Here is a 23,689-nt window from a genome sequence, read left to right as displayed (position 1 = left end):
AAAATGGAATGAAAGAAACCTCTGATGCTATTTCATGTCAATTGAAATCAATAGTTTAAATAGATATTTCTATTTGATCCTATGTGACTATGTTTTCTATGTAGTGAAAAAATAACTACCCATACGTTCTAGTGAACTCTCATTTTTCCGACTTGCGTCTTTTCGGCCAAAACCCAGAAAGGTGTTGAATATTCGGGCTACATACCAAAAGCACCTCTGGTGCTATTTCAAATCCATTAGAATTGGGATTTAAGGACGAAAAATCTTTCATTACCACTACTCTGTGTTGAATAGAATTTCACAAAAAAGCCCGAGGAAATATCCCCGGGCTTTCTATTACAAACCAAATTTAGATTATGAATTAAGATGGGTTTTGAACCATTAGATCATTTGCATTTAGCTCAGCAATTGGAATTTGCCACTGCCAGTTGATTGTACCGGCAGGCTCCGTGAGTTTACCGGAAATTACAGCTTCAACATGGTTTGAGCCAGTTCTATCCAAAGGAAGATCAAGTCTTTTCAAGTCATAGAATCTAAATCCTTCACCCCAAAGCTCGATTCTTCTCTGCGTCATGATCTCCTCGATCAACGCAGCCCCTGTATTGGTAGACAAAACATATTCGGGATCTCTTTGTGAAGCAAATTCAAACAATACTCCAGCTGCTCCTGAAGCATTTCCGCCACGGGCCAATGCCTCCGCTTCCAATACATACATTTCCGAAGTTCTCATGTAAGGAACGTCACCTACAGAAGAAGCATTTGCTTGTGCAACGAATTTACGATTCATGAAATTTCTTTTCGCAAAGTTGCTCAAAGTAACCTGGTCAATGAAAGGATCTCTCAACGTAGCATTCGCAGCATTAGGATCCCAAAGTCCCTTTCGAGCATCTGTAGCCGTGATTTTATCGAAAAGCAGCCTGTTGATCGCCTTAGGATTACCACGAATATTAGTAGAGCTAAAATTCACTGACATGTAAGCAAAGTAGGAAGCGAAGAATGTACCCTGGTCATCAATTTGCTGACTTCCCCAGATCCACTCTGGATTGGATACATCATTAAATCCATCATAAAGCTGGCTAGCGCTCATCAATTCAAATCCAGCGCGAGCTTCTTTTGCAAGAGTTGCCGCAGTAGCCCAGTTGCCTTGGGTTAGTGCAATTCTAGCTTTGATTCCCTTCGCTACATTGATATTAATGTGAGATTTTGCATTTCTGGCGTCATCAAGAAGCGCAATAGCTTCATCGATATCTGTATTGACCTGAGTGTAGACTTCTTCGACTGTATTTCTAGCTCCACCTTCAGTGATTGGTTCCAATACGATAGGCACACCTAACTGAGTGTTACCTCCACCCATTTTGTATCGCTCACCAAAAAGCTGAACCAAGTTGAAATGAGCCCAAGCTCTATAAGCTAAAGCTTGACCCTTGATCTCATCCTTTTGAGTCTGAGGCCCTACGGCATTATCAATATTTGCGATCAGCAAATTGGCGTTTCCAATAACCTTGTAATAAAATCTCCAAACAAAACGAACATCACCCGCATTTTCATTTCGGTGAGTTAACCATCTTGTGGTTCCTACAAACCAGCTATTGGCAATACCAGTCATAACCACATCTTCTGCTAGGACTTCTCTCATGATCATTACACCACCCTCTCCAGGCTGACCCTGGCTATCGTATCTGATGAAAAGTGATCTATGTATACCATTCAATGCAGAAAATGCATTTTGTGTTGTCGAGAACACCGCCAATTCTGATACGGCATCTGTTGGTGCTGTATCTAGGTAATCATCTGCGCAACCAAAGCTCATAACCAGAGCTAGTATTGCTATTTTATTTAATATCTTTTTCATAAGTCGTTCAGATTAGAAGTTGACATTTAGACCTAACGTGAAAGTACGCGCCGGCGTAAATGTGTTAGAGGAAGTTCCCTGGAAACTTTCAGAAACAAACATTCCCTTTCTGGAAGATAACCAGCCAAGGTTTTCACCTGCCAAGTAAACAGAAGCTCCACGTAATTTCGTTCTCTGAAGCAGTTCTCTAGGAAAATTATAGCTCAAATTAATTGATCTAAAGTTTAACCAAGAACCATCTGTAAGCCAACGATCTGAGCCTACGTTCGTGTTATTAGACGCGATATTATCCATTTTAGGTACACTCGTTATATCACCTGGCTTTTGCCATCTATTCAAGATATCTGTATGCAAAGCCCCTCCATCAGGATCAGCAGACATCAAGCCGGAATAAATGCCATCGTAGAAATCACCACCTACTGAGAAGGAAACTAGCGCACTTAAAGTAAAACCTTTGTAGCTGAAGCTGTTATTCCAACCACCAAAGAAATCCGGGATTGACTGGCCTGCAAAGTGGAACCGTGCATTTTGGAAGTTGGTTGTCAAAGTATCTGATCCTACAATCTTGGTAGCATCATCATCTGCATCATATTCCTCTGCTCTGTAAAGTCCTTCACCAGTCTCAGGGTCTACACCTATCCAGTCTCTCAACCAGAAATCATAGATTGACCTACCTACTACAAATTTCTTGGTTCCGTTGATCTGCTCTTCAAATGGAAGTTTCTTAAACTCGTTGCTGAAGGTAGATATGTTCAAGCTGGAAGTCCAAGTGAAATCGTTGGTACGGATAACCTCCCCTTGAATACTAAATTCAATACCTTGGTTTGACATGGTACCAATATTCTGAAATCTGCTTTCCAAACCAGTTGTCAACGAAAGCGGAACATCAAATAGTAAGTTCTTAGAATCTCTGTAGAAATACTCTACTGATCCGGAGAATCGCTTACCAAAGGCAAAATCCAATCCAAAATCATAGGTGTTATTTGACTCCCAAAGCAAATCTCTGGCAGCTAAACTTGCCTGCAGAATTCCAGGTTCGGAAGCATTGTTGAAACCTAAATCATAAAGCGCTTGATACGGATAATAGCTTTGTCCTCCACCAGAATTTTGGATGGCATTGTTACCTACCTCACCATAAGAAGCTCTAAGCTTTAGCATATCGATGAAATCAAAGTTAAAGAAATTCTCCTTGTCAATATTCCATGCAGCACCTACTGACCAGAATGTTCCCCAACGAACATCTTCAAAGAATCGGGAAGAACCGTCAGTTCGGATAGAAGCAGAAAACGAATACTTATCATCATATACATAATTCAATCTCGAGAAATACGACTCAATTTTATCCTTGTCAGTTCTACCTGATGCCGAGTTGATCGTCACAAAGTTGTCCGGCTCAATATTTCCTGCTAGAATCTGATCTTGCTTGGAGATAAATTGTACGGTTCTGGTAAAGTCATAATTCTCATGTCCCACCAAAGCGTCGATAAAATGCTTCTCTCTTATCGTGTTGGTGTAAGAGACGATCTGATTGAAAGTCAAACTGTTGATTCGGATATTCTCTCGTCTGGTTCTGCCAGCTGGTGCACCATCACCTACGATAGTATTATCATAGCCAAGGTTTAAGAGCGAGGTCATATCTTGAGCGATGTTTGTTCTTGCAGTGAAATGCTTCAAGAATGAAACTTCAGCATAAGCTCTAGCACTGATTACGTCTCGGTCAAAAGAATCAACATTGAGGATCGTTTCTTGAACCACGTGACGGCCCGGGAAGGAGCCTGCTCCTCTAAACGGAAGTCCTAAGTTCACCAAGTCACCAGTATCATAGATTTGATTTCCAAATTCGTCAAGAATAAATCCACCAGTCTGCATATTCTGTGCAAATACAGGATAAATCGGTCCTACCGACCTTGCCGTAAAGAATGGGTTCACAAAGCTGTTACTTCCACCGTCTCTAGCATTATTTCCCTCGGATAGTGTGGCAGAGAGATTGATTCCGGTTTTCAACCATTTAGTTGGAGAGGTATTCATATTTAATCGACCGGAGAATCTTTCAAAATCTGAATTAAGGATAAAGCCCTTTTCGTCTAAATAGCCAAATGAAGCATAATAATCAGTAGTCTCATCAGCACCGGAATAACTAAGATTGTATTCTGATCTATTACCTGTTCGCTGCAATTCGTCAAACCAATCGGTTCCTACGAAATTGTTTACCGCATTTGGATTCAGTAGACCATCAGTACCTACTATTTGATCATTTGGGACATTATAGACATTGTATCCAAGCGTAGGAATCAGGTTTGTACTTGCGAATTGGTTCGCAACACCTGGCTCAGCACCTTGTGTTAATCTACCATTTCGTAGGGACTCCCAAGTCAATGGATAATATTGCTCTGCATTTACCCGATCATACTCAGGAAGTGCTCTGCTCGCAACACCTTGCTGAACTTTCAAATTGAAAGTTGGCTTACTTTTTCTTCCTTTTTTAGTGGTGATCATGATCACACCGTTGGCAGCTCTAGACCCGTAAAGTGCCGCAGAAGAGGCATCTTTCAAAATCGTGATGTCTTCGATATCATCTGGATTCAAGTTTCCAATCGCCGCGTCATAAGGAACTCCATCCACCACGTAAAGCGGCGAGCTGGAAGAGTTCACCGAACCAATACCTCGGATTCGGACGGCTGGAGTAGATCCAGGCTGTCCACTTGCTGAGGTGGTGATCACACCCGCAGCTTGACCTTCTAGTGCATTCGCCACATTGTTAATCGGACGATTTGCGATTTGATCCGCTTTGATAGCCACTGCTGCACCGGTAAAGTTTCCTTTGTCGGCTGTACCATAGGCAGTAATGATTACTTCATCTAGGTTCTGTAAATCTGCCTCCATAGTCACATCCACTACAGACCTATTCCCGATTACTTCTTCATGGGAACGAAAGCCAATGTAACTAAACACTAAAGTGGTGGAACCCTCTGGTACTTCTACAGAATAGGTACCGTCAAGATCAGATACTACTCCTATGGTAGTACCCTTTACCAAAACGCTGACTCCTATGAGTCCTTCTGGATCTTGGGCTGAAACTAGCTTCCCTGTCACTGTTTTGCTTTGAGCAAAAGCTGAGACACTTACCAGTAACCCAAAGATTAAACTAAGTAATGTTTTCTTCATAAGTTTTAATTGATTATTCACAAATAACAACCCCCATGTGAGGCTGCTTAATCTTAAATTATTTACTACCGAATCTAGGTTTTTATTAGGATACCATGAATTACGGTGAGCACTTAATATAAGTTTTTACCTTACTTTTTTAGTAAAACTACTTTTTTATACTTTTAAATAATTCACACTTTTTTTCAGAATTTACAGGTTTATTTACCCCTGTAATAAGATGAATTGATGAATTGTTTTCAAATAGGTCCTAAAAATAATCCAATAATCATAAAAATGATATGCCGTTTAAATAAAAATACAACCCTAAATCGGGAATTATGTTCAAAAAATAAGTGCTAAAACTAAGCTTAAGATTGAGCATGTGGAATAAAAACACCCTTCCTGAATCATATATCAAGAAGGGTATTTTCTATTTGTTAATAAGTCTATTTAGCCCTTTCTAGCTCATTTTTATTCTTAACATATTTCTCCAGCCAGTTATCCATTTCCCATAACATATGGTTAATAGACTCTTTCGCTGCATAACCATGACTCTCATTTGGCAGAAACACTAATCTTGCAGTTGCACCATGTCCTTTGAGTGCATTATAGTATCGCTCAGATTGAATAGGAAAAGTGCCCGAGTTATTGTCTGCCTGTCCGTGAAGTAACAGGATTGGAGTTTCCACTTTATGTGCAAAGGAGAATGGAGACATATTGAAGTAAACTTCTGGTGCTTCCCAATAGGTTCTCTGCTCATACTGAAACCCGAAAGGAGTCAAAGTTCTGTTGTACGCCCCACTTCTTGCAATTCCCGCGGCAAATAGATTGGTATGGGAAAGTAGATTAGCCGTCATGAAAGCTCCATAAGAGTGGCCACCCACAGCGATTCTATTGCGATCTCCAATTCCCAACTCTACAATCTCATCAATTGCTGCCTCGGCATTGGCTACTAGCTGATCGATGAAATAGTCATTTGGTTCTTTATCCCCTTCTCCTACTATCGGCATTTCAGTTCTATCCATGATGGCATAGCCTCGAGTCACCCAGAAAAGCGGAGAACCTGAACTCACCCGGGTAAAGGCATATTGTGAACCCCTAACTTGAGAAGCCACCTCTTTTGATTTGTATTCTCTAGGGTACGCCCACATTAATACCGGTAATGGAGCATCTTTTCCGGGTTCAAAACCCTCAGGAGTATAAATCACTGCCGAGAGATTCAATCCGTCATTTCTTTCATAAGTAACCAATTGCTTTTGAATGCCTTTAATGGACTCATAAGGATTTTCAAAATAGGTAATTTGTTGAGGAGCTATTCTCTTTTTAGTGTTTACCAGCCAATAATTTGGCTGAATATCTGTACTTTCTTTGATTGTAATAAACTCTGAAGCATCATCATTTAAGACTTTGGCTACCCGCTCATAATACGGTGCCTGTGATCTCCACAGAATATTTTCTTCTTTATTCTTTATATTAAAAGTGGACAAATAAGGCATATTTCCCTCAGGTGAACCACCCGGACTTGTCATATATACTAAGTCACCTTTTCTTAGCAATTCATTTTCACCAAATTCATTTTCCACCAGTACTGGATCACCTGGATCATTGTACAGGTCGTCAGATGAACGATCTATGATTACCTGCTTAGCTTGTGAAGGATCGGATGGATTGATAACAGATCTCATATCTTTTCTGCTACTCGACCAGCGCTCGCTCATGATAGCAAATGAATCATCTGACCAATCTATACCCGCAAATCTGTAAGCGGAAGTTGCCAATTTTTGCTTTGTTCCTGCAAAAGGCGCTGCCAAGGTGTACACTATCTCGCGCTCTTCCATCTCCACACGGGCATCTCCCCCGTCTTGCGCTTCTACCCAATAAAGAACAGCTGGCTTATCCGCTCTCCAGCTGATATATCGTGGCCCGGTAACAGTAGCATCAAAACCTGTAGGTCTATTTTCATCCAAAGGAATTTGTGCCAACTCTTTTATTTTCTTTCCGTCTTTTGACCAGATTTCTACATCATATGGAAATCTGCTGGCTGGCACCAAATAAGAAAATGGCTTCTTGATCAAGTCAACAATCAAATAGCTTCCATCAGGAGAAAGATCCATTGACTTAATCATTCCAGTCGGGCCAATTGGTTTTTTGTTCCCATCCAAATCAATTTCCATCAACTGAGAATCCATAAAATAGGCAAAAAGCGTTTCATCATATGAATTCTCCAGCAAATCTTGATATGTCCTGCTAGGCGCTGCGTCTCCGGTGGTTTCTTGAATAATAGGACCGGATGGAGCTGAAGGTTTTATAGGAATAGCACCACGATTGGGATTAACTGCTTTTACCAGAAGCTTATTGTCTGGTGTCCATAGAATCGAATTGCCATAGACATCATTTACAATTTTATCAGTCAGTTTTTTGGCTGAGTAAGTATTCAAATCAACCAGCCACAGGCTAATTCCATCAGCTTCTGTCTGAGTGAATGCCATATATTTCTCATCATGCGAAAGACTCATTCCCCCCATGCTTGGCTGAGATGGTAGTCCTGTAATCTGAATTTCCTCCCCTGATTGGGTTTTCTTGATTTTGATATTTTCAATACCTATCTCACGGCTTGGTCCAGATGTGGCAGGATTTATTCTCATCCCTGCAATCTTCAATTCGGGCTGAGAGAGCATCTCAATACTTGGATTGTCTGCCCTCTCCATCATCAGCATCCAATCACCATTTTTACTAAATCTCACTGAAGGTGTATTCGGAGCATTCACCAAGTCAGCAATTGATTTGGGAGGAGATTGATAAGTGCTTTGAGCCGATACTTCCGTCCAGAAAAACCCGAGGAACATAACTAAAGCAAAAATTTTAGTAGCACTTATTTTCATAATGATATATTTTGGTTAGTCTAACTTACCAAATTCCTTCCGCCATTAACTTTAGATTGCGATAAATGGCAAAATGACGGTTTGAATCGTAGATTTTGGATTTCTTACTTCAAATTCTACCGAAAAAAACCCTGTGAACGTAAAAATCTTGAATTCAAGTATTTTTTCTCCCAAAACCAAAACCCTCCAAACTCTTAACCCATGTCAGAAATCAAAACCAAAGCAAACGATACTTCTGTTGAAGACTTTATTAATTCTATAGACCAGCCCATACGAAAAGCAGATGGATTGAAGCTTTTGCAATTATTCAAAGAAGAAACCGGTGAAAGTCCAGTTATGTGGGGGGACAATATTGTGGGTTTTGGGAAATACAAGTATAAATACCCCTCAGGAAAAGAAATGGAATGGTTTCCTGTTGGTTTCTCACCCAGAAAACAAGCGCTATCAATCTATATTATGCTTGAAAACTCAGAATTAGAACCTTTTCTAGCAAAACTTGGTAAACATAAAAAAGCAAAAGGTTGCCTTTATATCAGCAAAATGTCTGAAGTTAATGAAGAGATTTTCAGGGAAATGATCCGCACTTCCATAAATTTAATCCAAACTAAAACCCAATAATATGCTACATGTTTTGAATGGTGATTCGCTGGCATCTTCGTTTCCAGCCAGCATACCCGGCGAAATCGCAGTTATCCGAGAATGCTTAGTCGATGGTCCAGTAGAAGCTCATTCTATAGAGGAGCTCTGGGTGATCCGAGATAAGTATCTTTCAAATAGTTATCCAGAAGCATCTGAAGAAAGTTATTTCACCAAAGTGGTTCCTGATTTTGAAAAAATAATGACTGCTTCTTCAGAGACGAAAGTCTATCTCTGGTTTGAGCATGACTTGTTTTGTCAGGTAAATATGTGGTTTGTGATGCATTTGCTCAAAAAACACAGAGGCAACGTTTACTTAGTAACACCCACCACAGATTTGATTGAAGGTTTTGGGGGAATGAAGGAGTTACAAATAGAACAAGCCTATCGGGATGCAAAATTATTGACTGCAAACGAAAGACATATTTTATCAGATATGTGGAAGCTGTATCAAGCACCGGATATCTCTGAAGCTTTGACCCTTTCGCATCAAACCAATCCAGAGCTTCCTTTCCTATACCCAGCAGTACTCGCATGGAAGGAGTCCATTCCTCATGGGGATTACCCAGGCAAGCCAAAAGCTGCATTAAAAGAAATCGCTGCACAATTGGGAACAGATGATTTCGGAAAAATCTATCGCGCATTTCATTTCAAGTATGCCATTTATGGATATGGAGATTCTCAAGTCAGGCGACTTTGGGAGGAGTTAAAAAAAGAAGAATAGAAAATAAGAGATAAGGAGCTGCACAAAACAGCTCCTTTTTCTACTCTGCTACTCGATATCTCGAAGCATTCTTTCGGAGGAATCTATGACTCCTTTATACTTTTTCAATGCCCATCTGCTAAACAAGTACATAAAAACAAGACCCGCAGGGATGTAAATCAGCCAGAAGACAGGGTTTGAGATCATTTCACCGGAACCATTCAACTCAGCCAAAGGTGGTATTAGGGTGAGCATCACTATTGCTCCAAATATCATCCCGTAACGTTGAACATTCCAAAAGCGAATTTTGCTCTTAGTGAATTTATTTAAAATCGTTGCTGGGGACTCTTTATCCAGCCGCAAGTTCCGCATACCCTTTATTGCTGTTAAACTAGCAACAGGTAATGCAATCATTATAAAAATAGTGACCAATGCAAAAACCTGATTGTACCAAAGTTCAAAATCTGCAAACCGAGCGAGCAAATACATTGCATAGCCTACGCAAACCATCGAGCCCAGGATTTCGGGGATTCTGATACTGTTTAGTTTATTTCTGAATTTTTGTTTTGTGATCTCCATTAGAAGTTCCTTATGAATTTTATCCTGTTTTTCCACTTGCAAACTGAGGTCTGCCCAAAGTGATTTCATTTCATCGAGTTCCATATTCTAGCTGGTTTGAGTAGTGATTCCTGATTTTAATTTTGCTTTGATCCTAGACATCCGTGTACCCACGTTGCTAACTGAGATCCCTGATATTTCTGCAATCTCCTCATAGCTTTTTCCTTCCAAAAAGAGAAAGATAATTCCCCGATCAAGCAGATTCAGCTTTCTGATTTGAGCATAGAGCTGTTGAATTTTTTCTTCCTTTTCGGAATCTCCAGATTCAGAAAATTGAATCTTCACATCCTGAATTGGCACAACATGCAGTTGCTTCTTGGAGCGATTCATATGTGTGATTGCCGTGTTCATCCCCACGCGATAGAGCCAGGTGCTCGGTTTGGAGGCTTTTTTGAAATGATCAAATGACTTCCAAGTCTGAAATACGATCTCTTGATACAAATCCTCTTGCTCAGCTTTCTCCTTTGCATAGATAGTAGTGATCTTATAGATCAGTCCTTGATTCTTCTGGATAAGATTGACAAACTCTTCCTCCTTGTTCATTTGGTTTCTTTTACTCTATTAGTCTCTGTTCTTTGGAAAAAATCACAGAATTTTTGAAAAACTTTCAGAAAATAACAAAATCACAGGTTAAGAACTGATCGTGACGACAGGAACAGTAGCGAGGATTTTTTGAAAAACTTTTAGCAAGTAATCAAATCCTACTTTAATAACTGTCCGCGATGACACGAATAGGGGCGAAGAGTGATGTAAAAGAACTGTTCTCTGAGACTAGAACTGGAATAGAGTGTTGACTGAACTGCGAAGAAAGAGTAGTACTTCGATTTAACAAGCACGGCTGCTGGAGAAGCAGGACAACTGAGAAATGGCTCGAACTTCTCAGCGGTTGATAAGCTTATCGAACCAATGCGATCTCTGCGGTAACCTCTGCGCCCTCCGCGGTTAAAAACAATCCATCGCAATTTCTTATTTTCGTGTTATGCAGTGGTTCACTCCTTTTACGATTTCGGAATCCCCCTACCCTATTTCCCATCAAAGTAAAGTTCTAAGCATGGGTTCCTGTTTTGCGCAGACGATAGGTCAAAAAATGGTAGATCACAAATTCGATTGCTTGGTTAATCCTTTTGGGACAATATTTAATCCCTCGTCTTTAGTGAAATTATTAGAAGCGGCACTCTTTCAAGATCAGTTTGATGAAGCAGAAATCCTAGAGAGAGATGGCCTATACTTTCACTATACCAGCCACTCCGATTTGGTGGCAGACTCGAAAGAAAAGCTGATTCAAAAGCTGCTTGCGCAAAGAAATCTTTGTAAAGAATACTTGGAAAAAGGAACCCACTTGATCCTTACACTTGGCACAGCTTGGGTGTATGAGTTGGTAGAAAGCGGAGAAACCGTAGCCAATTGTCACAAGCAGCCCGCTGCAAAATTCACCAAGAGACTACTGAGTTTGGAAGAAATGAAAACCAAGCTCTGGTCGCTTTTTGACAATTTCTCAAGAGTTTATTCTGATTTGAAAATCATCTTGACGGTCAGTCCAGTTCGGCATACAAAGGATGGAATTCCAGAAAACCAACTTAGCAAAAGTCTCCTCCGGGTGCTCTGTCATGAGTTAGAAATAAGGAATAGTAGAATTACTTACTTTCCCGCTTACGAAATACTTATAGACGAATTGCGGGACTATCGCTTTTACAAGCCAGATCTCATTCATCCTAGTGCTGAAGCGGAAAATTACATCTGGGAAAAATGGCAAGCTTCCAATTTCTCAGAGGAAACCCAGCAAAAAACGAGTCAGATTCACAAAATCAATCAAGAGCTAGCCCACCGCCCGCTTAATCCAAAAAGCGAGGCGCATCGCAGATTCCTCAACAATCTCTCACAAAAGCTGGAACGATTGAATGGAGAATTTGATTTTTCAAATGAGATGACAACCATTCAAAAACAACTCGATATATGATTTATTTACGAAATACGATTTACGAGCTGCAACTTAGAGCTAAACTCATCTTATGCCCCGCACTATTTTCATGAATAAAAAATCTTTCTGTATGCCGTCTGAGAACCTTACCACCTTCCAACTCTTCGAATTCCATCTCTTACTATGTAGATGTTCAGGCAAAAAATTTTAAATTTTAAATTTCCCAATTATCAATGTCCAATCGCCTCGTCCACTCCCAATCCCCTTACCTACTTCAACACGCCCATAATCCCGTGGATTGGTTTCCTTGGAGTCCTGAAGCATTGGAAAAATCGAAAATCGAAAACAAGCCGATTCTGGTTTCTATAGGCTATTCAGCCTGCCACTGGTGTCATGTGATGGAGCGGGAAAGTTTCGAAGATGAAGCTACAGCCGAACTCATGAATGCACATTTTATCTGCATCAAAATCGACCGAGAAGAGCGTCCAGACATCGACAATATCTACATGGATGCAGTACAGGCGATGGGATTGCAAGGCGGCTGGCCATTGAATGTATTCTTGATGCCCAATCAAAAGCCATTCTACGGCGGTACTTATTTCCCAAATCAGCAATGGAAAGGGCTTTTATCAAACATCGCTGATGCTTTTGAAAAACACGAAGATCAGTTGGCTGAAAGTGCAGAAGGATTTGGCACTAGTCTCAATAGAAAGGAAACTGAGAAATACGGAATTTCGGCAGGCGACCAAGAACTCGATCCAGATGAGCTCGCAGAAATAGTCACTAAAATAACAACTCAACTTGATCCTGAATGGGGTGGAATGAACCGGGTTCCAAAATTCCCCATGCCTACGATTTGGAGTTTCTTGCTAGACTTTGCCTTGCTTCGTCGAGATGAGAAGTTAGTCAATCAAGTACTTTTCACTCTTCGCAAAATAGGAATGGGCGGGATTTACGATCAGTTGAGAGGTGGATTTGCTCGCTATTCGGTAGATGGAGAATGGTTTGCTCCGCACTTTGAAAAGATGCTTTATGACAACGGGCAATTACTTGAGCTTTATGCAAAAGCTTTTCAAGTGAGTGGAGACTCTTTTTTCAAAGAAAAAGTAACTGAAACAGTAGCTTGGCTAGAAGCAGAAATGCTAAATGGTGAAGGTGGTTTTCATGCAGCCCAGGATGCTGATTCGGAAGGTGTGGAAGGCAAATTCTACGTGTGGAAGTATGAGGAATTGAAAGAATTGATTGCAGATGAATTGCCATGGTTCAGCAAACTCTACAATCTAAAGCCAACTGGAAACTGGGAAGATGGAGTAAATATCCTTTTTCAAACTGAAAGTAATGCCCAAATAGCTGAAGAATATGGGATGAGCTTGGATGAGATGCAGATCAAATTGAAGAATGTGAAAGCACAGCTTTTGGAAGTAAGAAATCAACGCATTTATCCAGGTAAAGACGATAAGGTACTCAGTGGGTGGAATGGCTTGATGAGTGCTGGATTGATTCAGTCCTTCTATGCTACTGGCAAAAAAAGCATGCTGGATCTAGCAATCAAAAACCTGGAATTTTTACAGGAAAAATTATTGGTAAATGGTGTGCTGCATCGAGCTTACAAAAACGGCAAGGCATATACGCCCGGATTTTTAGAGGATTATGCTGCCGTGATCCGAGCGTCCATGATGGCTTTTGAAGCAACTGGAGATGCACGATGGCTTGACTTTGCTCGCTCCATGACTGATTTCTGCATTGCGCAGTTTTATGATGAAAGCGACGGTTTTTTCTTTTTCAACAATCCAAATGCAGAGAAATTAATAGCAAATAAAAAAGAGCTTTTTGACAATGTAATCCCTGCCTCCAATTCCTTGATGGCAAGAAATCTACATCGACTTTCGCTTTTTACTTATGAGGAGAAGTACTCGGATATCGCTTCCAAAATGCTTGGAGGCATGAAAGAACTGATCCTAAAAGAGCCAGGCTTCTTATGTAACTGGGCTAGCCTATTTCTGGAAAAACTCGTTCCCACAGCGGAAATCGCTATAGTTGGAAATGGTGCATCTCTAAAATCGATTGAATTTCAGCAAAAATACACGCCCAATTCCATAATAGCATTCTCAGAAAGTTTGACAGAAAATGCCGCAATTCTTGCCGACAAGACGCCCGATCCAGATGGAAATGCATTAATTTATGTATGCTTTAATCATACTTGCCGCAAACCGGTAAGTACCCGTGAAGAGGCAATTTCTCAACTTCCTTATTTAGCCTGATCCTTGGAAAGCCTGTTTGGAGATCAAGATTTATACCCAGCCGAAAGCGGAAATAATTTCGCAGATATCATTCTGCCCGTTCCGATACCAAGGATGTTTACCTACATCATCCCACATTCCATGCAGTCCGAGATTAATCTTGGCGCCCGTGTGATAGTGCAGTTTGGGAAGAAAAAAGTCCTCACAGGAATCATCGGAAAAGTGCACAATAAGCCTCCTCAAGCTTATCAAGCCAAGCCAATCCTGGAAGTTCTGGATGATCAACCCAGTGTCAATCCACTCCAAATCCGATTTTGGGTCTGGATGGCTGAATATTACTTCTGCCACATAGGGGAAGTAATGCATGCGGCCTTGCCTTCTGGGCTGAGATTGAGTAGCGAAAGCAAAGTGCAGGTCAATCCAAATTTTGAAAGAGAAACGAGCAAATATCCGCTGGATAACCGTGAAATCCTGATTTTGGATGCTTTGGAAAATAAAGCCGAGCTATCCTATGATGAGTGCGAAAAAGTACTGTCCATCAAAAGCATACACCCAATTCTCAAAAGCCTGGTAAAAAAAGAAGCAATCCTGATTTTTGAGAAAGTTCAGGAGAAGTACGCTCCAAAGGTAGAGACCAGAATACGCCTGACCCTGGAAATAGCCGGAAGTAAAAATGCTCTTCAGGAGGTTTTTAAAAGTTTGACGGGAAAAGCCAAGCAGGAATCAATCCTGCTGAAGTACCTTCGTGATGTGCCCGTAATGAAGTTACCAAAGTCCAACGAAAAAGGTGTAGATAAGGCAATTCTACTTGAAGAGGGAGATTCTGAAAGTTCACTAAAAACGCTGATCAAAAACGGAATATTCGAATCTTTCAAAGTCGTAGTCAACAGACTTGCCGAAGAGGAACCGGAGTCAGAACCAGCCGTTCTTTCGACCAGTCAGCAAGCAGCTTTCGAAGAAATAAAACATCAATTTGAAAGCAAGCAATCTGTTTTGCTGCATGGGGTCACTGGCAGTGGGAAGACGGAGATTTACATTCAGATGATCCGCGAAGTGCTCGATAGTGGTTCGCAGGTTTTGCTTCTTCTACCGGAAATCGCCCTCACAACTCAAATTGTTACCCGTCTGAAAAAAGTCTTCGGCAGCCAGATGGGCGTGTACCATTCGAAGTATTCCGACAATGAACGCGTGGAAGTTTGGAATGGCGTGCTCAGCGGAAGATTTTCCTTTGTCGTAGGCGTTCGCTCCTCCATCTTTTTGCCTTTCGATAGTCTAGGATTAATTATCATAGATGAAGAGCATGAGTCAAGCTACAAGCAATTTGATCCTGCACCGAGATTTCAGGCAAGGGATTCTGCGATTATGCTCGCTTATTTTCATCAGGCAAGAACACTTTTAGGTTCAGCTACTCCATCTTTTGAGTCCTATTTCAATGCAAGTCAAGGCAAATTCGGTTACGTAGAATTAACCCACCGCTTCGGAGATGCCACCATGCCCAATTTTTACTTGGCAGATTTGGCAGCAGATAAGCGCAAGAACTTACTCAAACTAGACACAACCCGGATTCTAAGAGAGAAAATCCAAGATGCACTGGCAAAGCAAGAGCAAGTCTTGATTTTCCAAAACCGAAGAGGGTATTCGCCTTACATCCAATGCGAAGATTGCGGCTGGACAGGTCAGTGTGTGCAGTGCGATGTGAGCCTCACCTACCATCAATTCTCCGAAGAACTTCGCTGTCATTATTGTGGGTACAAGGAAAAAATCCCTAGCTCCTGCCCTGCTTGCGGAAGTACTCAATTGACCACGATGGGCATGGGAACTGAGCGCATAGAGGAATCGCTGAGCTTGCTTTTCCCAGAAGCCAGAATTGGAAGGATGGATCTGGACACGACCAGAAACAAGCATGGCTATCAGCGCTTGTTGGATGAGTTTGGTTCTGGGAATCTTGACATACTTGTCGGCACGCAAATGATTACCAAAGGGCTGGATTTCGGTAGAGTGACCGTAGTTGGGATTTGGGATGGAGATAGGATTTTGAATTTTCCTGATTTCCGCGCAGGAGAAAGAGCCTATCAGCAAATCACCCAAGTGGCTGGGCGAGCAGGACGAAGGGAAGTCCAAGGCCAGGTAATTGTACAAACCAGAGATCCAGAAACACAGATTTATGCACAGGTTATTAAGGGTGATTATTTTGAGTTTTTCAACCAAGAGATCCACGATCGAAAGAAGTTCTATTACCCTCCTTTTGTGAAACTGGTGAAGATCACCACCCGACATGCCGATTATAAAGTGGCGGAAAAAGCTGCGCTAAATCTCCATCACGGGATGGCAGAGATTCCTGTTAAAAAAATAGTGCTCGGCCCAGAAAAAGGGATAATCGCTCGAATCAAGAACCAGTATCAATTTGAGAGTTTAATTAAATTGGACAGATCTGGAAATACGCCTGTCATCTTCAAGGAATATCTTTGGAAAATCACCGAAGAACTCAAATCAAGGCCAGAATTTCGATCAGTGAGATTTGTGGTGGATGTGGATCCGAGTTGATTAAAAATCGGAGGATATGATTATTAGCAATGATGCCAGTAGCCGTACTTTGTTTTTTTAAAGGACGGAAAACCGAAGACCGGTGACCAAAGCGGCCTTAAACCTAGAGTTGAGCTTATTCTATGATACTTTTGTCACTTTACTGGCAGAAAACCGGATAGTTTTTTTTAAATATTTGAAAGTTTTTGTCCACCTCTGCGGATTAAAAGGAATCACTTTATGCACTTACCTCTTAAAGAGATGAAAGTCGTAGCGCTGATGAATTATACGGATACACTTAAATGGAAAAATCTGAGGTTATTTAAAATCAATTTCATCACTCATACACATAGATTACTAAACATGCGTATGCCATGAAAAAGCGTTTGAATATAACCATCGAGGAAAACCTGCTGGATAAAATCAAAACCTACGCAGATCAGCATGATACTAGTATTTCATGTCTAGTGGAGGAGCATTTTGAAACGCTAGTCCAGACAAAGCCAAAGTTAAAAAATGGAATGAGTTTGGTCGAATACATGAAGTCATTCGCTGAATTTCCTGATCATAGTCAAAGAAAGTGATTGTTTATAGTTTAGCACTTTGCTGACTGTTCCTTTGTCACCATATTCTTTAGCCAAAGTAGTCGCATTAAAGCCAAAATCTTGCATTCTGATTTTTATCATTTCAACAGGATCTACATCAGGCAAATCCCAGAGTTTACTTTCATAATCAGCAATTAGATGAACCAACAGCATTTTTTCTTTATGCTCATTCGTGCTTTTATAAGCATATTTGAGTTCCTCATACCGCTGCACCGCACGCTCATAATCCGCAGAAGTATCTAGCAAAAACCAACTTTTGTTGTTTGGATATTCATGTCTTAATGTGTTTAAATTGAAGTTGCATCTATTTTATCATACTCGTTTTGAGTTACAACAAATCTGATTTCAAGTGGTTGATCATCAAAATCAATTCTCTTTAATAAACCCCAGTACGTCTTTATAAATACGTCCGCCAGTCCAGAAAAATTGTGTGATCATCGGAATGTGTCTTTTCTTAGGGTAGATTTTTACCGTCACATCTTCTATCCCTTTTTCTCGAACTCGCTTCATAAATCGCTCACGACTACCTCGAATACTTGGGTAAGTTCGCTCTCCTTCCAAAATCAACATAGGCGATAAATCATCTGTCAAAAAATACATCGGAGAATATTCCTTCCAAATCGCAGGATCATCAGTAAATGCATTCAAATATTTCTTTCCTTCTCCTTCGCTGGTTTTTTGCAAATAGCTGTACATATCCAATCCTGCAGCATCAATCAAAATCGAACCTGCCAACTTTTTATCATTTCCCGAAGATTCCAACTCATCTTCCTTCACTGCAATCAAAGCAGCCAAATGCCCACCTGCTGAATGCCCAGACACAAAAATCCGATCTGGGTCACCACCAAATTCTGCAATGTGATCCTTGCTCCAATTAACTGCCGCTAACGCTGATTCTTGCATCGCAGGTAGCTTGTATTCAGATGCCAAAGGGTAATCAGCGATCACCACTATAACTTTCCTTCGAGCCAATCTATTTCCGAGAAAATTATAAATCTGCTTTTTCCCACTTTCCCAACTCCCGCCATAGAAAAACACCATCACTGGAAGATTTTCGGCCTTTTTTGGAGCATAGACATCCAGCTGCTTAGTTGGTATATCAGCGTTCGAGTCTGTGTAAGTGATTTCTTTGCTTCGATGAACCGAGCGAAATGCGCAACTACTTGCGAAAAATAAAAGGGTGATAACTAGAAATATTTTGCTCATTTTATAAAATGTTTTTGTAAGAAACGAAGCAAACAGCACATTAGACTAAAATCAAAAAAAATAAGGAAATAAATCTATTCGCAATGGAGGAAAGCTTTTTAACGACTTATCCTATTAGCCTTTATACGGGAGATAATTTGAGCGTCAATCAAAACTCCGAGGTTCGAAAAAACTCATAGAAGGCAACCATCCTTCGTTGCGCCGCCGTGAGAAACATTCATCTCTAAACCTCATTCCAAAAGTTGAAATCAAAAGATTTTTACGTACATTCATATGTACTTAAATAAGTTCTTATGATAGCCGCTAACTATTCTGAATTCAGATCCAAGATGAAAGACTTCCTCGATAAGGTAGAGGAAGACGGGGAAACTTTGATATTGAAGAGAGGCACTGGAAAAGGGACTGTGATTATCTCACTTGAGGAGTACAATTCCATCATGGAGACGATGCATTTGTTGAGTTCAAAAACCAATGCAACTTGGCTATTTGACTCCATTGATCAGCATAAATCAGGGAAATCTTCTGAGAAATCGCTGATTGAAGAATGAATCTGATCTTCACTGAAAACGGATGGATGGATTACACGAGTTGGCAGCAAGAGGATAAGAAAATACTACGCAAAATAAACGAACTCATCAAAGCCATCAAGCGCGATCCTTTCTCTGGAATTGGCAAACCCGAGCCTTTGAAATTCGATTTAGCAGGATATTGGTCTAGAAGAATAAATCGTGAGCACCGCATTGTTTATAAGATAGAGGATGGGACTTTGGTGATTTTCACCTGTAGATATCACTATGATCGGTGATTTTTTCTAAGACCTTTGAAGCGTCATCCTGAGCGAAGTCGAAGCATCTCCTCGAAGGTCTTCTTATTTAAAAAACCTCAACCGTTAATAACCCTTCCTCGCGCCGCCGCAAGAAACTTTTCCAAAAAAAAACCTCCGAGGTTAAATAAAACCTCAACAGTTAATAAGCCTTCGCCGCGCCGTTGCGCCGCCGCGAGAAACTTTACCAAAAAAACTCAATTCAATCCACGCACCGTTGCGCCGCCGCAAGAGACTTTACCAAAAAAACCTCACCCGTTAATTACCATTGCGGGAGATAACCATTAATTTCGCAATCCACCAAACTATATCAACTCGTTGAAACGTCTCGCAATCCTAGCTTCCGGAAGTGGTAGCAATGCCGAAAAAATAATGGCCCATTTCCAAAACTCCGAAAAAGCAGAAATTGCGCTAGTTGCATCAAACAAGGCAAATGCTTTTGTATTGGAGCGGGCAGAGAAATTCGACGTTCCTACGTTTACTTTTACCCGAAAGGAAATGGATGCAGGTATTTTGCTTGAGAAACTACAATCTGAAAACATTGATTGGGTGATTCTAGCAGGTTTTTTATTGAAAATCCCAGTTGAGTTGACGAGAGCTTTTCCAGATAGAATGGTAAATATCCATCCCGCTCTTTTGCCAAAATATGGAGGAAAAGGCATGTACGGGAGCTTCGTGCATGAAGCTGTAAAAGCTGCTGGGGACACTGAGACAGGTATCACTATTCACCTGGTCAATGAGAATTATGATGAAGGAAGAATTGTTTTCCAGGCTTCTGCCCCACTTACTGAATCAGATACGCCCGATTCCATCGCCGAGAAAGTGCATGCATTGGAGCATATGCATTTCCCTGATGTGATTGAAAGTTTGCTATGAATTGAGTATGGATAACTCTACTTATTTTATTCAAATCCCTTTTGACTCTAAGTTCTTGTTTCTAGAAAGAGACTTCCACACTCCCTGTCGTTCGCAATGACGATTCCGCTGAAAGCTGATCAATGAAACTTCCTACTCACTCTTCAAGCTTTCCACAGGATTCATCAGTGCAGTTCGGATCGATTGAAAACTAACTGTGATCATTGCGATCATCAATGCTACTAGTCCAGTCACAGCAAAATACCACCATCGCAGCTCGATCTTGAAAGCGAAATTCTCTAGCCAGGCATTTGAGAGGTATAAACTAACCGGAACAGAAAGCAGAATTGCCAATAAAACCGTTTTGCCAAAATCCTTGGAAAGCAACGTAACAATGCTCCAATCTGTCGCTCCCATCGTCTTGCGGATGCCAATTTCCTTGGTTCGCTGCTCTGTCATAAAAGCCGTCAGTCCATACAAACCAAGACAAGCGATAAAAATAGCAAGCATAGCAAAGGCGATGATAATATTCGCAATTCGTTCTTCCTTCTCATAATTTCGCTGAAAGTCCTGATCCAAAAACGAATAGACAAAGGGTTCTGAGAGATCTGATCGGTGCCAAATCGACTCCGCACTGGCCAATACCTCATTAGTATTGTTTCCCGAAAAATTAGCGATCAGATAACCCCCATTATTTCCTTTGATGAAAGCATAAGGCAGGATTTCTTTGTGGAGACTTTGGAAATTGAAATCCTTCACTACGCCAACAATCTCCAAACTATTCAGTTTCCCACCCCAATCGAAATTAGCTTTCTTACCAACCGCATCTTCCACCTGATAGCCCAAGGCTTTGACAGCTGATTCATTCAAAATCATCATCGGATAGTCAGAAGTATAATCTTTTGTGAAGCTTCTCCCCTTTAACAAGGTGAATCCTAGCGTCTCCAAATAGTCATCTCCCACATAGGCATTGGTGATATTCACCAACTTATCCTTGGGCTGTCCATCGGCATAATACATCATACTTTCTATGCTTTCAATACCTGGATAGGTAGTGGCGATGGTAACCGATTTCACATGGGTGTTTTGAAGCAACCCTGCCTTTAGAACTTCATATTTCCCAGAGGCTTCTTCACTCTGAAGTGGAATAATCAATTGCTGAGCCTTACTAAATCCCAAATCTTGATTTTGGACAAAACTCAATTGATTCTTGATCACAAAGACCATCAAGATCAAACATGCTGAAATAGCGAACTGGAAAACCACTAGCACCTGACGAAGAGAAAATCCAGACAATCTTCCTCTGAACTTTCCTTTCAAGACAGAACTTGGTGTAAAGGCCGAGAGGAAAAAAGCCGGGTAAGTTCCGGCAAGTAACCCCGCCAAAATTGCCAGCAAAAAGATCGCAAGCAATGGGTAAGCTCTTTGATATATATCGAGTTCTTTGCCTGTCAACTGATTGAAATAGGGCATCAAAAGCGAGGCGAGAAGAAAAGCCATGATCAGCCCGAGTAAAGAAATAAGCATAGATTCTCCCAAAAACTGACGAACCAAACCGCCTTTGTTAGCTCCAAGAAGTTTACGAATCCCCACTTCCTTGGATCGCTTTTCGGATCGTGCAGTAGCCAAATTCATAAAATTGATGCATGCTATCAGCAGTATAAATCCCGCCACCGAGCCAAATACATAAAGCGTCGTCATATTGCCTGTAGTGCCCAGTTCGTATTCTACATTGGAACGAAGGTAAATGTCTTGAATGGGCTGCAAAAACAGACTTTTCTCTACTCCCATCGCCTTCAAATCAGCTCCTCCATGCTTGTCAAAAAACGAAGGTAGTTTGGCTTCAAAAGCACTAGCTTCTGTATTTGGCTTTAGCTTCACGTAGGTGTAAAAGATATTGTTGGCAGCCCAACTTGTCATGCGCTTCACGGCATTTCCTATGTCGTTATTTTCCATAGACAGGAAAAAATTAGCATCAATATGAGACTGTCTATTCTTATCCTCAAATACGCCGGTAATGGTGTAATCGAAGTCTCCGAAAGGCAAACCAATCGTAATTGGCTGATTTAGTGGATCGTTTTGGCCAAAAAACTTTTCCGCCAGTGAAGCAGAGAGAATCACAGAATTTGGAGCTTGCAAAGCAGTTGACTGAACACCGCTTACAAATTCGTAGGCTATCACTTCAAAAAAAGTAGAATCTACATAATAGCCTTTGTGCTCATAAAATTGGGTAACCTCCCCATTGCGTTCACTCTTCAAAAGCATTTGATCGAGCTCCGGGAACTTCATGATCCGGGTAGAACTCTCCACTTCTGCCAAGTCATTCTTCAATCCTTCGGCCAGTGGCCCTGGACTTCCAGCCCATTTAGATTCCGAAGTTTCCAAAGCAACACGGTAGATCCGATCTCCATCTTTGATATTTTGATCATAGGCAAATTCATCAAAAATAAATAAGCCAATCAGCAGACATGCCGCCAAACCAACAGCCATTCCCAGCACATTTATTACTGTGAGCGACTTGTGCTTTTGTAGGTTTCTAAGAGATATTTTGACGTTATTTCTCCACATTATTTTTAGGATTGAAAAATTTTAACTACCTGTCCGCTTTGGTGAATTGAAATATTTCGAGTTGGAAAGGATAGTGATAATATGATAACTTAAGTGCCCGCCTTCAAGAGGGCAAGAAGTCGAAGGCATTCATTCTAAAACCACTTTTATAACTTACTACTTACCACTAATTATTCACTTCTTACCACCAACCTTATCGTATCTGCATCCACTTCTTACTCTCTCTATCCACGAAAGTGATCGGTACAAACTTATCTGTAGGTGCTCCGATATAATAAACTGTCCACGCTGGATCATGCTTGGTCAGCATTTCCGAGATACAATCCGCCCGATGCCCAGAAGGATTTTGGCAATCATCCCAGTAGAATAGCTCTACTTTATAATGAAGAGACTTCACCTCATTGTTGATGATCACCTGGATATCTATGTTTTGTTTTCCAGGAAGATTCGGAATGGGAATAGCGATGTGGCTCATGGATTTGGATATCTAGGTTTTCAATGTTTCGTTACTTCATTATTCAAAATTCATCATTATTCATTCGTTATTTTAAGTATTATCCTTCTTAAGACAGGTGTGTTTGTCTTTGTTATCAGATTTGTCTTGATACTAGCTACTTTCTTGATACCATTTCAATGCCATCCTAAACCCTTCAAATCAGCCTGATTTGATGTAAAAGTAACTTAGCTCAGCGAATTCATCGGACAATTTTGTTCGTAAATGGGCAAGTTTGGTTGAGACTTGATAGCTCCCAAATCAAAAATCCTGTTAGAGCAGATAGTTCCTCATTAGTGATATATCGGAATAAATCCTTTAACAATATGCAGTGAAATCCAGCTAATACTTTATGTATTTTGAATGGGGAATCCTCCTCTGGGTGTAGAAAAAAAGATTGTCTAGGTGTAATCCTCCTCTCTCAATTGCATCAAATGACAAATCTATCCTCTTGAAATCGAGCCATGCAGAATGAGGACCTGCGCCAGTCGAGTCTCAGTTCTTAAATCTTTTTTTCTTGTTTCTAGAAAGAGATTGCCGCACTTCTACCTCGTTCGCAATGACGATATCACTTACTTCAGATTCCTGAATTCTGACTACACGATTCATTAGTAAAGGCA

Annotated in this window: 18 protein-coding genes; 9 read left to right on the top strand and 9 right to left on the bottom strand. The window is 40.8% G+C overall.

Features of this window, described 5'->3' with window-relative positions:
• Positions 1-361: 361 nt before the first annotated feature.
• The 3 genes from BVH04_RS06155 to BVH04_RS06145 form a co-directional block, all read right to left on the bottom strand.
• Positions 362-1,852 carry a RagB/SusD family nutrient uptake outer membrane protein gene (locus tag BVH04_RS06155; RefSeq protein ID WP_086540536.1) on the bottom strand — a complete coding sequence of 497 codons (1,491 nt, stop codon included), beginning with the start codon at positions 1,850-1,852 and terminating at the stop codon, positions 362-364.
• A gap of 12 nt (positions 1,853-1,864) precedes the next feature.
• On the bottom strand, positions 1,865-5,017 hold the full coding sequence (locus tag BVH04_RS06150) for a SusC/RagA family TonB-linked outer membrane protein (RefSeq protein WP_086540534.1): 3,153 nt from the start codon (positions 5,015-5,017) through the stop codon (positions 1,865-1,867).
• Between the two features lie 428 nt (positions 5,018-5,445).
• A complete protein-coding gene (locus BVH04_RS06145; protein WP_086540532.1) occupies positions 5,446-7,881 on the bottom strand; it encodes a S9 family peptidase in 2,436 nt (811 codons plus the stop codon).
• A gap of 201 nt (positions 7,882-8,082) precedes the next feature.
• On the opposite strand from BVH04_RS06145, the gene BVH04_RS06140 reads away from it, so the two are divergent.
• A complete protein-coding gene (locus BVH04_RS06140) occupies positions 8,083-8,499 on the top strand; it encodes a DUF1801 domain-containing protein (protein WP_086540531.1) in 417 nt (138 codons plus the stop codon).
• A gap of 1 nt (position 8,500) precedes the next feature.
• Complete coding sequence (locus BVH04_RS06135; protein WP_086540529.1) at positions 8,501-9,241, top strand: DUF1835 domain-containing protein; 741 nt, start codon at positions 8,501-8,503, stop codon at positions 9,239-9,241.
• Between the two features lie 48 nt (positions 9,242-9,289).
• Here BVH04_RS06135 and BVH04_RS06130 read toward each other — a convergent pair whose 3' ends face one another.
• Together BVH04_RS06130 and BVH04_RS06125 are read right to left on the bottom strand one after the other, a co-directional pair.
• Positions 9,290-9,883: a hypothetical protein gene (locus tag BVH04_RS06130; protein ID WP_086540527.1), complete on the bottom strand. Its 594-nt coding sequence runs from the start codon at positions 9,881-9,883 to the stop codon at positions 9,290-9,292.
• Positions 9,884-9,886: 3 nt separating this feature from the next.
• Complete coding sequence (locus BVH04_RS06125; protein WP_086540524.1) at positions 9,887-10,381, bottom strand: RNA polymerase sigma factor; 495 nt, start codon at positions 10,379-10,381, stop codon at positions 9,887-9,889.
• A 436-nt stretch (positions 10,382-10,817) separates the two neighbouring features.
• Here BVH04_RS06125 and BVH04_RS06120 point away from each other — a divergent pair, with 436 nt between their 5' ends.
• The 4 genes from BVH04_RS06120 (at position 10,818) to BVH04_RS25065 (ending at position 17,103) form a co-directional block, all read left to right on the top strand.
• The gene (locus tag BVH04_RS06120; RefSeq protein ID WP_086540523.1) at positions 10,818-11,795 is read left to right on the top strand and encodes a GSCFA domain-containing protein; all 978 of its coding nucleotides are present in this window, start codon (positions 10,818-10,820) and stop codon (positions 11,793-11,795) included.
• A gap of 194 nt (positions 11,796-11,989) precedes the next feature.
• Entirely contained in the window at positions 11,990-14,017 is a 2,028-nt protein-coding gene (locus BVH04_RS06115; RefSeq protein ID WP_086540522.1) for a thioredoxin domain-containing protein, read from the top strand.
• Positions 14,018-14,020: 3 nt separating this feature from the next.
• The gene (gene priA, locus BVH04_RS06110; RefSeq protein ID WP_086540520.1) at positions 14,021-16,540 is read left to right on the top strand and encodes a replication restart helicase PriA; all 2,520 of its coding nucleotides are present in this window, start codon (positions 14,021-14,023) and stop codon (positions 16,538-16,540) included.
• 353 nt (positions 16,541-16,893) lie between these two features.
• Positions 16,894-17,103, top strand: coding sequence for a DUF6364 family protein (locus BVH04_RS25065; RefSeq protein WP_140160535.1), 210 nt, complete (start codon positions 16,894-16,896; stop codon positions 17,101-17,103).
• On the opposite strand, the gene BVH04_RS06105 is transcribed toward BVH04_RS25065, so the two are convergent.
• Together BVH04_RS06105 and BVH04_RS06100 are read right to left on the bottom strand one after the other, a co-directional pair.
• The gene (locus BVH04_RS06105) at positions 17,065-17,370 is read right to left on the bottom strand and encodes a helix-turn-helix domain-containing protein (protein ID WP_086540517.1); all 306 of its coding nucleotides are present in this window, start codon (positions 17,368-17,370) and stop codon (positions 17,065-17,067) included. The two genes, BVH04_RS25065 and BVH04_RS06105, sit on opposite strands and share 39 nt — an antisense overlap.
• A 120-nt stretch (positions 17,371-17,490) precedes the next feature.
• Complete coding sequence (locus BVH04_RS06100; RefSeq protein WP_086540515.1) at positions 17,491-18,330, bottom strand: alpha/beta hydrolase; 840 nt, start codon at positions 18,328-18,330, stop codon at positions 17,491-17,493.
• Between the two features lie 293 nt (positions 18,331-18,623).
• On the opposite strand from BVH04_RS06100, the gene BVH04_RS06095 reads away from it, so the two are divergent.
• The 3 genes from BVH04_RS06095 (at position 18,624) to purN (ending at position 20,029) form a co-directional block, all read left to right on the top strand.
• Complete coding sequence (locus BVH04_RS06095; protein WP_086540513.1) at positions 18,624-18,878, top strand: type II toxin-antitoxin system Phd/YefM family antitoxin; 255 nt, start codon at positions 18,624-18,626, stop codon at positions 18,876-18,878.
• Positions 18,875-19,135, top strand: a complete 261-nt coding sequence (locus BVH04_RS06090; RefSeq protein ID WP_086540510.1) for a Txe/YoeB family addiction module toxin — start codon at positions 18,875-18,877, stop codon at positions 19,133-19,135. Before BVH04_RS06095 ends, BVH04_RS06090 begins: the two co-directional genes overlap by 4 nt.
• A gap of 336 nt (positions 19,136-19,471) precedes the next feature.
• Positions 19,472-20,029, top strand: a complete 558-nt coding sequence (gene purN, locus BVH04_RS06085) for a phosphoribosylglycinamide formyltransferase (protein WP_086540508.1) — start codon at positions 19,472-19,474, stop codon at positions 20,027-20,029.
• Between the two features lie 132 nt (positions 20,030-20,161).
• Here purN and BVH04_RS06080 read toward each other — a convergent pair whose 3' ends face one another.
• Positions 20,162-22,576: an ABC transporter permease gene (locus BVH04_RS06080; protein WP_086540506.1), complete on the bottom strand. Its 2,415-nt coding sequence runs from the start codon at positions 22,574-22,576 to the stop codon at positions 20,162-20,164.
• A 193-nt stretch (positions 22,577-22,769) separates the two neighbouring features.
• Entirely contained in the window at positions 22,770-23,051 is a 282-nt protein-coding gene (locus BVH04_RS06075) for a hypothetical protein (RefSeq protein WP_086540504.1), read from the bottom strand.
• Between the last annotated feature and the right edge of the window lie 638 nt (positions 23,052-23,689).

Origin of the sequence: Algoriphagus antarcticus, assembly GCF_002150685.1 — a bacterium.
Lineage (GTDB): Bacteria > Bacteroidota > Bacteroidia > Cytophagales > Cyclobacteriaceae > Algoriphagus > Algoriphagus antarcticus.
The sequence above is the reverse complement of the archived record's forward strand: the minus strand, read 5'-3'. Positions and strand labels throughout refer to the sequence as shown.

Bases quoted from the DNA above. Each gene is read 5' to 3' on its own strand.
- BVH04_RS06155 (WP_086540536.1), bottom strand. From the start codon at position 1,852: ATGAAAAAGATATTAAATAAAATAGCAATACTAGCTCTGGTTATGAGC.
- BVH04_RS06140 (WP_086540531.1), top strand. From the start codon at position 8,083: ATGTCAGAAATCAAAACCAAAGCAAACGATACTTCTGTTGAAGACTTT.
- BVH04_RS06130 (WP_086540527.1), bottom strand. From the start codon at position 9,883: ATGGAACTCGATGAAATGAAATCACTTTGGGCAGACCTCAGTTTGCAA.
- BVH04_RS06150 (WP_086540534.1), bottom strand. From the start codon at position 5,017: ATGAAGAAAACATTACTTAGTTTAATCTTTGGGTTACTGGTAAGTGTC.
- BVH04_RS06120 (WP_086540523.1), top strand. From the start codon at position 10,818: ATGCAGTGGTTCACTCCTTTTACGATTTCGGAATCCCCCTACCCTATT.
- BVH04_RS06095 (WP_086540513.1), top strand. From the start codon at position 18,624: ATGATAGCCGCTAACTATTCTGAATTCAGATCCAAGATGAAAGACTTC.
- BVH04_RS06075 (WP_086540504.1), bottom strand. From the start codon at position 23,051: ATGAGCCACATCGCTATTCCCATTCCGAATCTTCCTGGAAAACAAAAC.
- BVH04_RS06145 (WP_086540532.1), bottom strand. From the start codon at position 7,881: ATGAAAATAAGTGCTACTAAAATTTTTGCTTTAGTTATGTTCCTCGGG.
- BVH04_RS06080 (WP_086540506.1), bottom strand. From the start codon at position 22,576: ATGTGGAGAAATAACGTCAAAATATCTCTTAGAAACCTACAAAAGCAC.
- BVH04_RS06090 (WP_086540510.1), top strand. From the start codon at position 18,875: ATGAATCTGATCTTCACTGAAAACGGATGGATGGATTACACGAGTTGG.
- BVH04_RS25065 (WP_140160535.1), top strand. From the start codon at position 16,894: ATGAAAAAGCGTTTGAATATAACCATCGAGGAAAACCTGCTGGATAAA.
- BVH04_RS06115 (WP_086540522.1), top strand. From the start codon at position 11,990: ATGTCCAATCGCCTCGTCCACTCCCAATCCCCTTACCTACTTCAACAC.
- BVH04_RS06125 (WP_086540524.1), bottom strand. From the start codon at position 10,381: ATGAACAAGGAGGAAGAGTTTGTCAATCTTATCCAGAAGAATCAAGGA.
- BVH04_RS06100 (WP_086540515.1), bottom strand. From the start codon at position 18,330: ATGAGCAAAATATTTCTAGTTATCACCCTTTTATTTTTCGCAAGTAGT.
- BVH04_RS06135 (WP_086540529.1), top strand. From the start codon at position 8,501: ATGCTACATGTTTTGAATGGTGATTCGCTGGCATCTTCGTTTCCAGCC.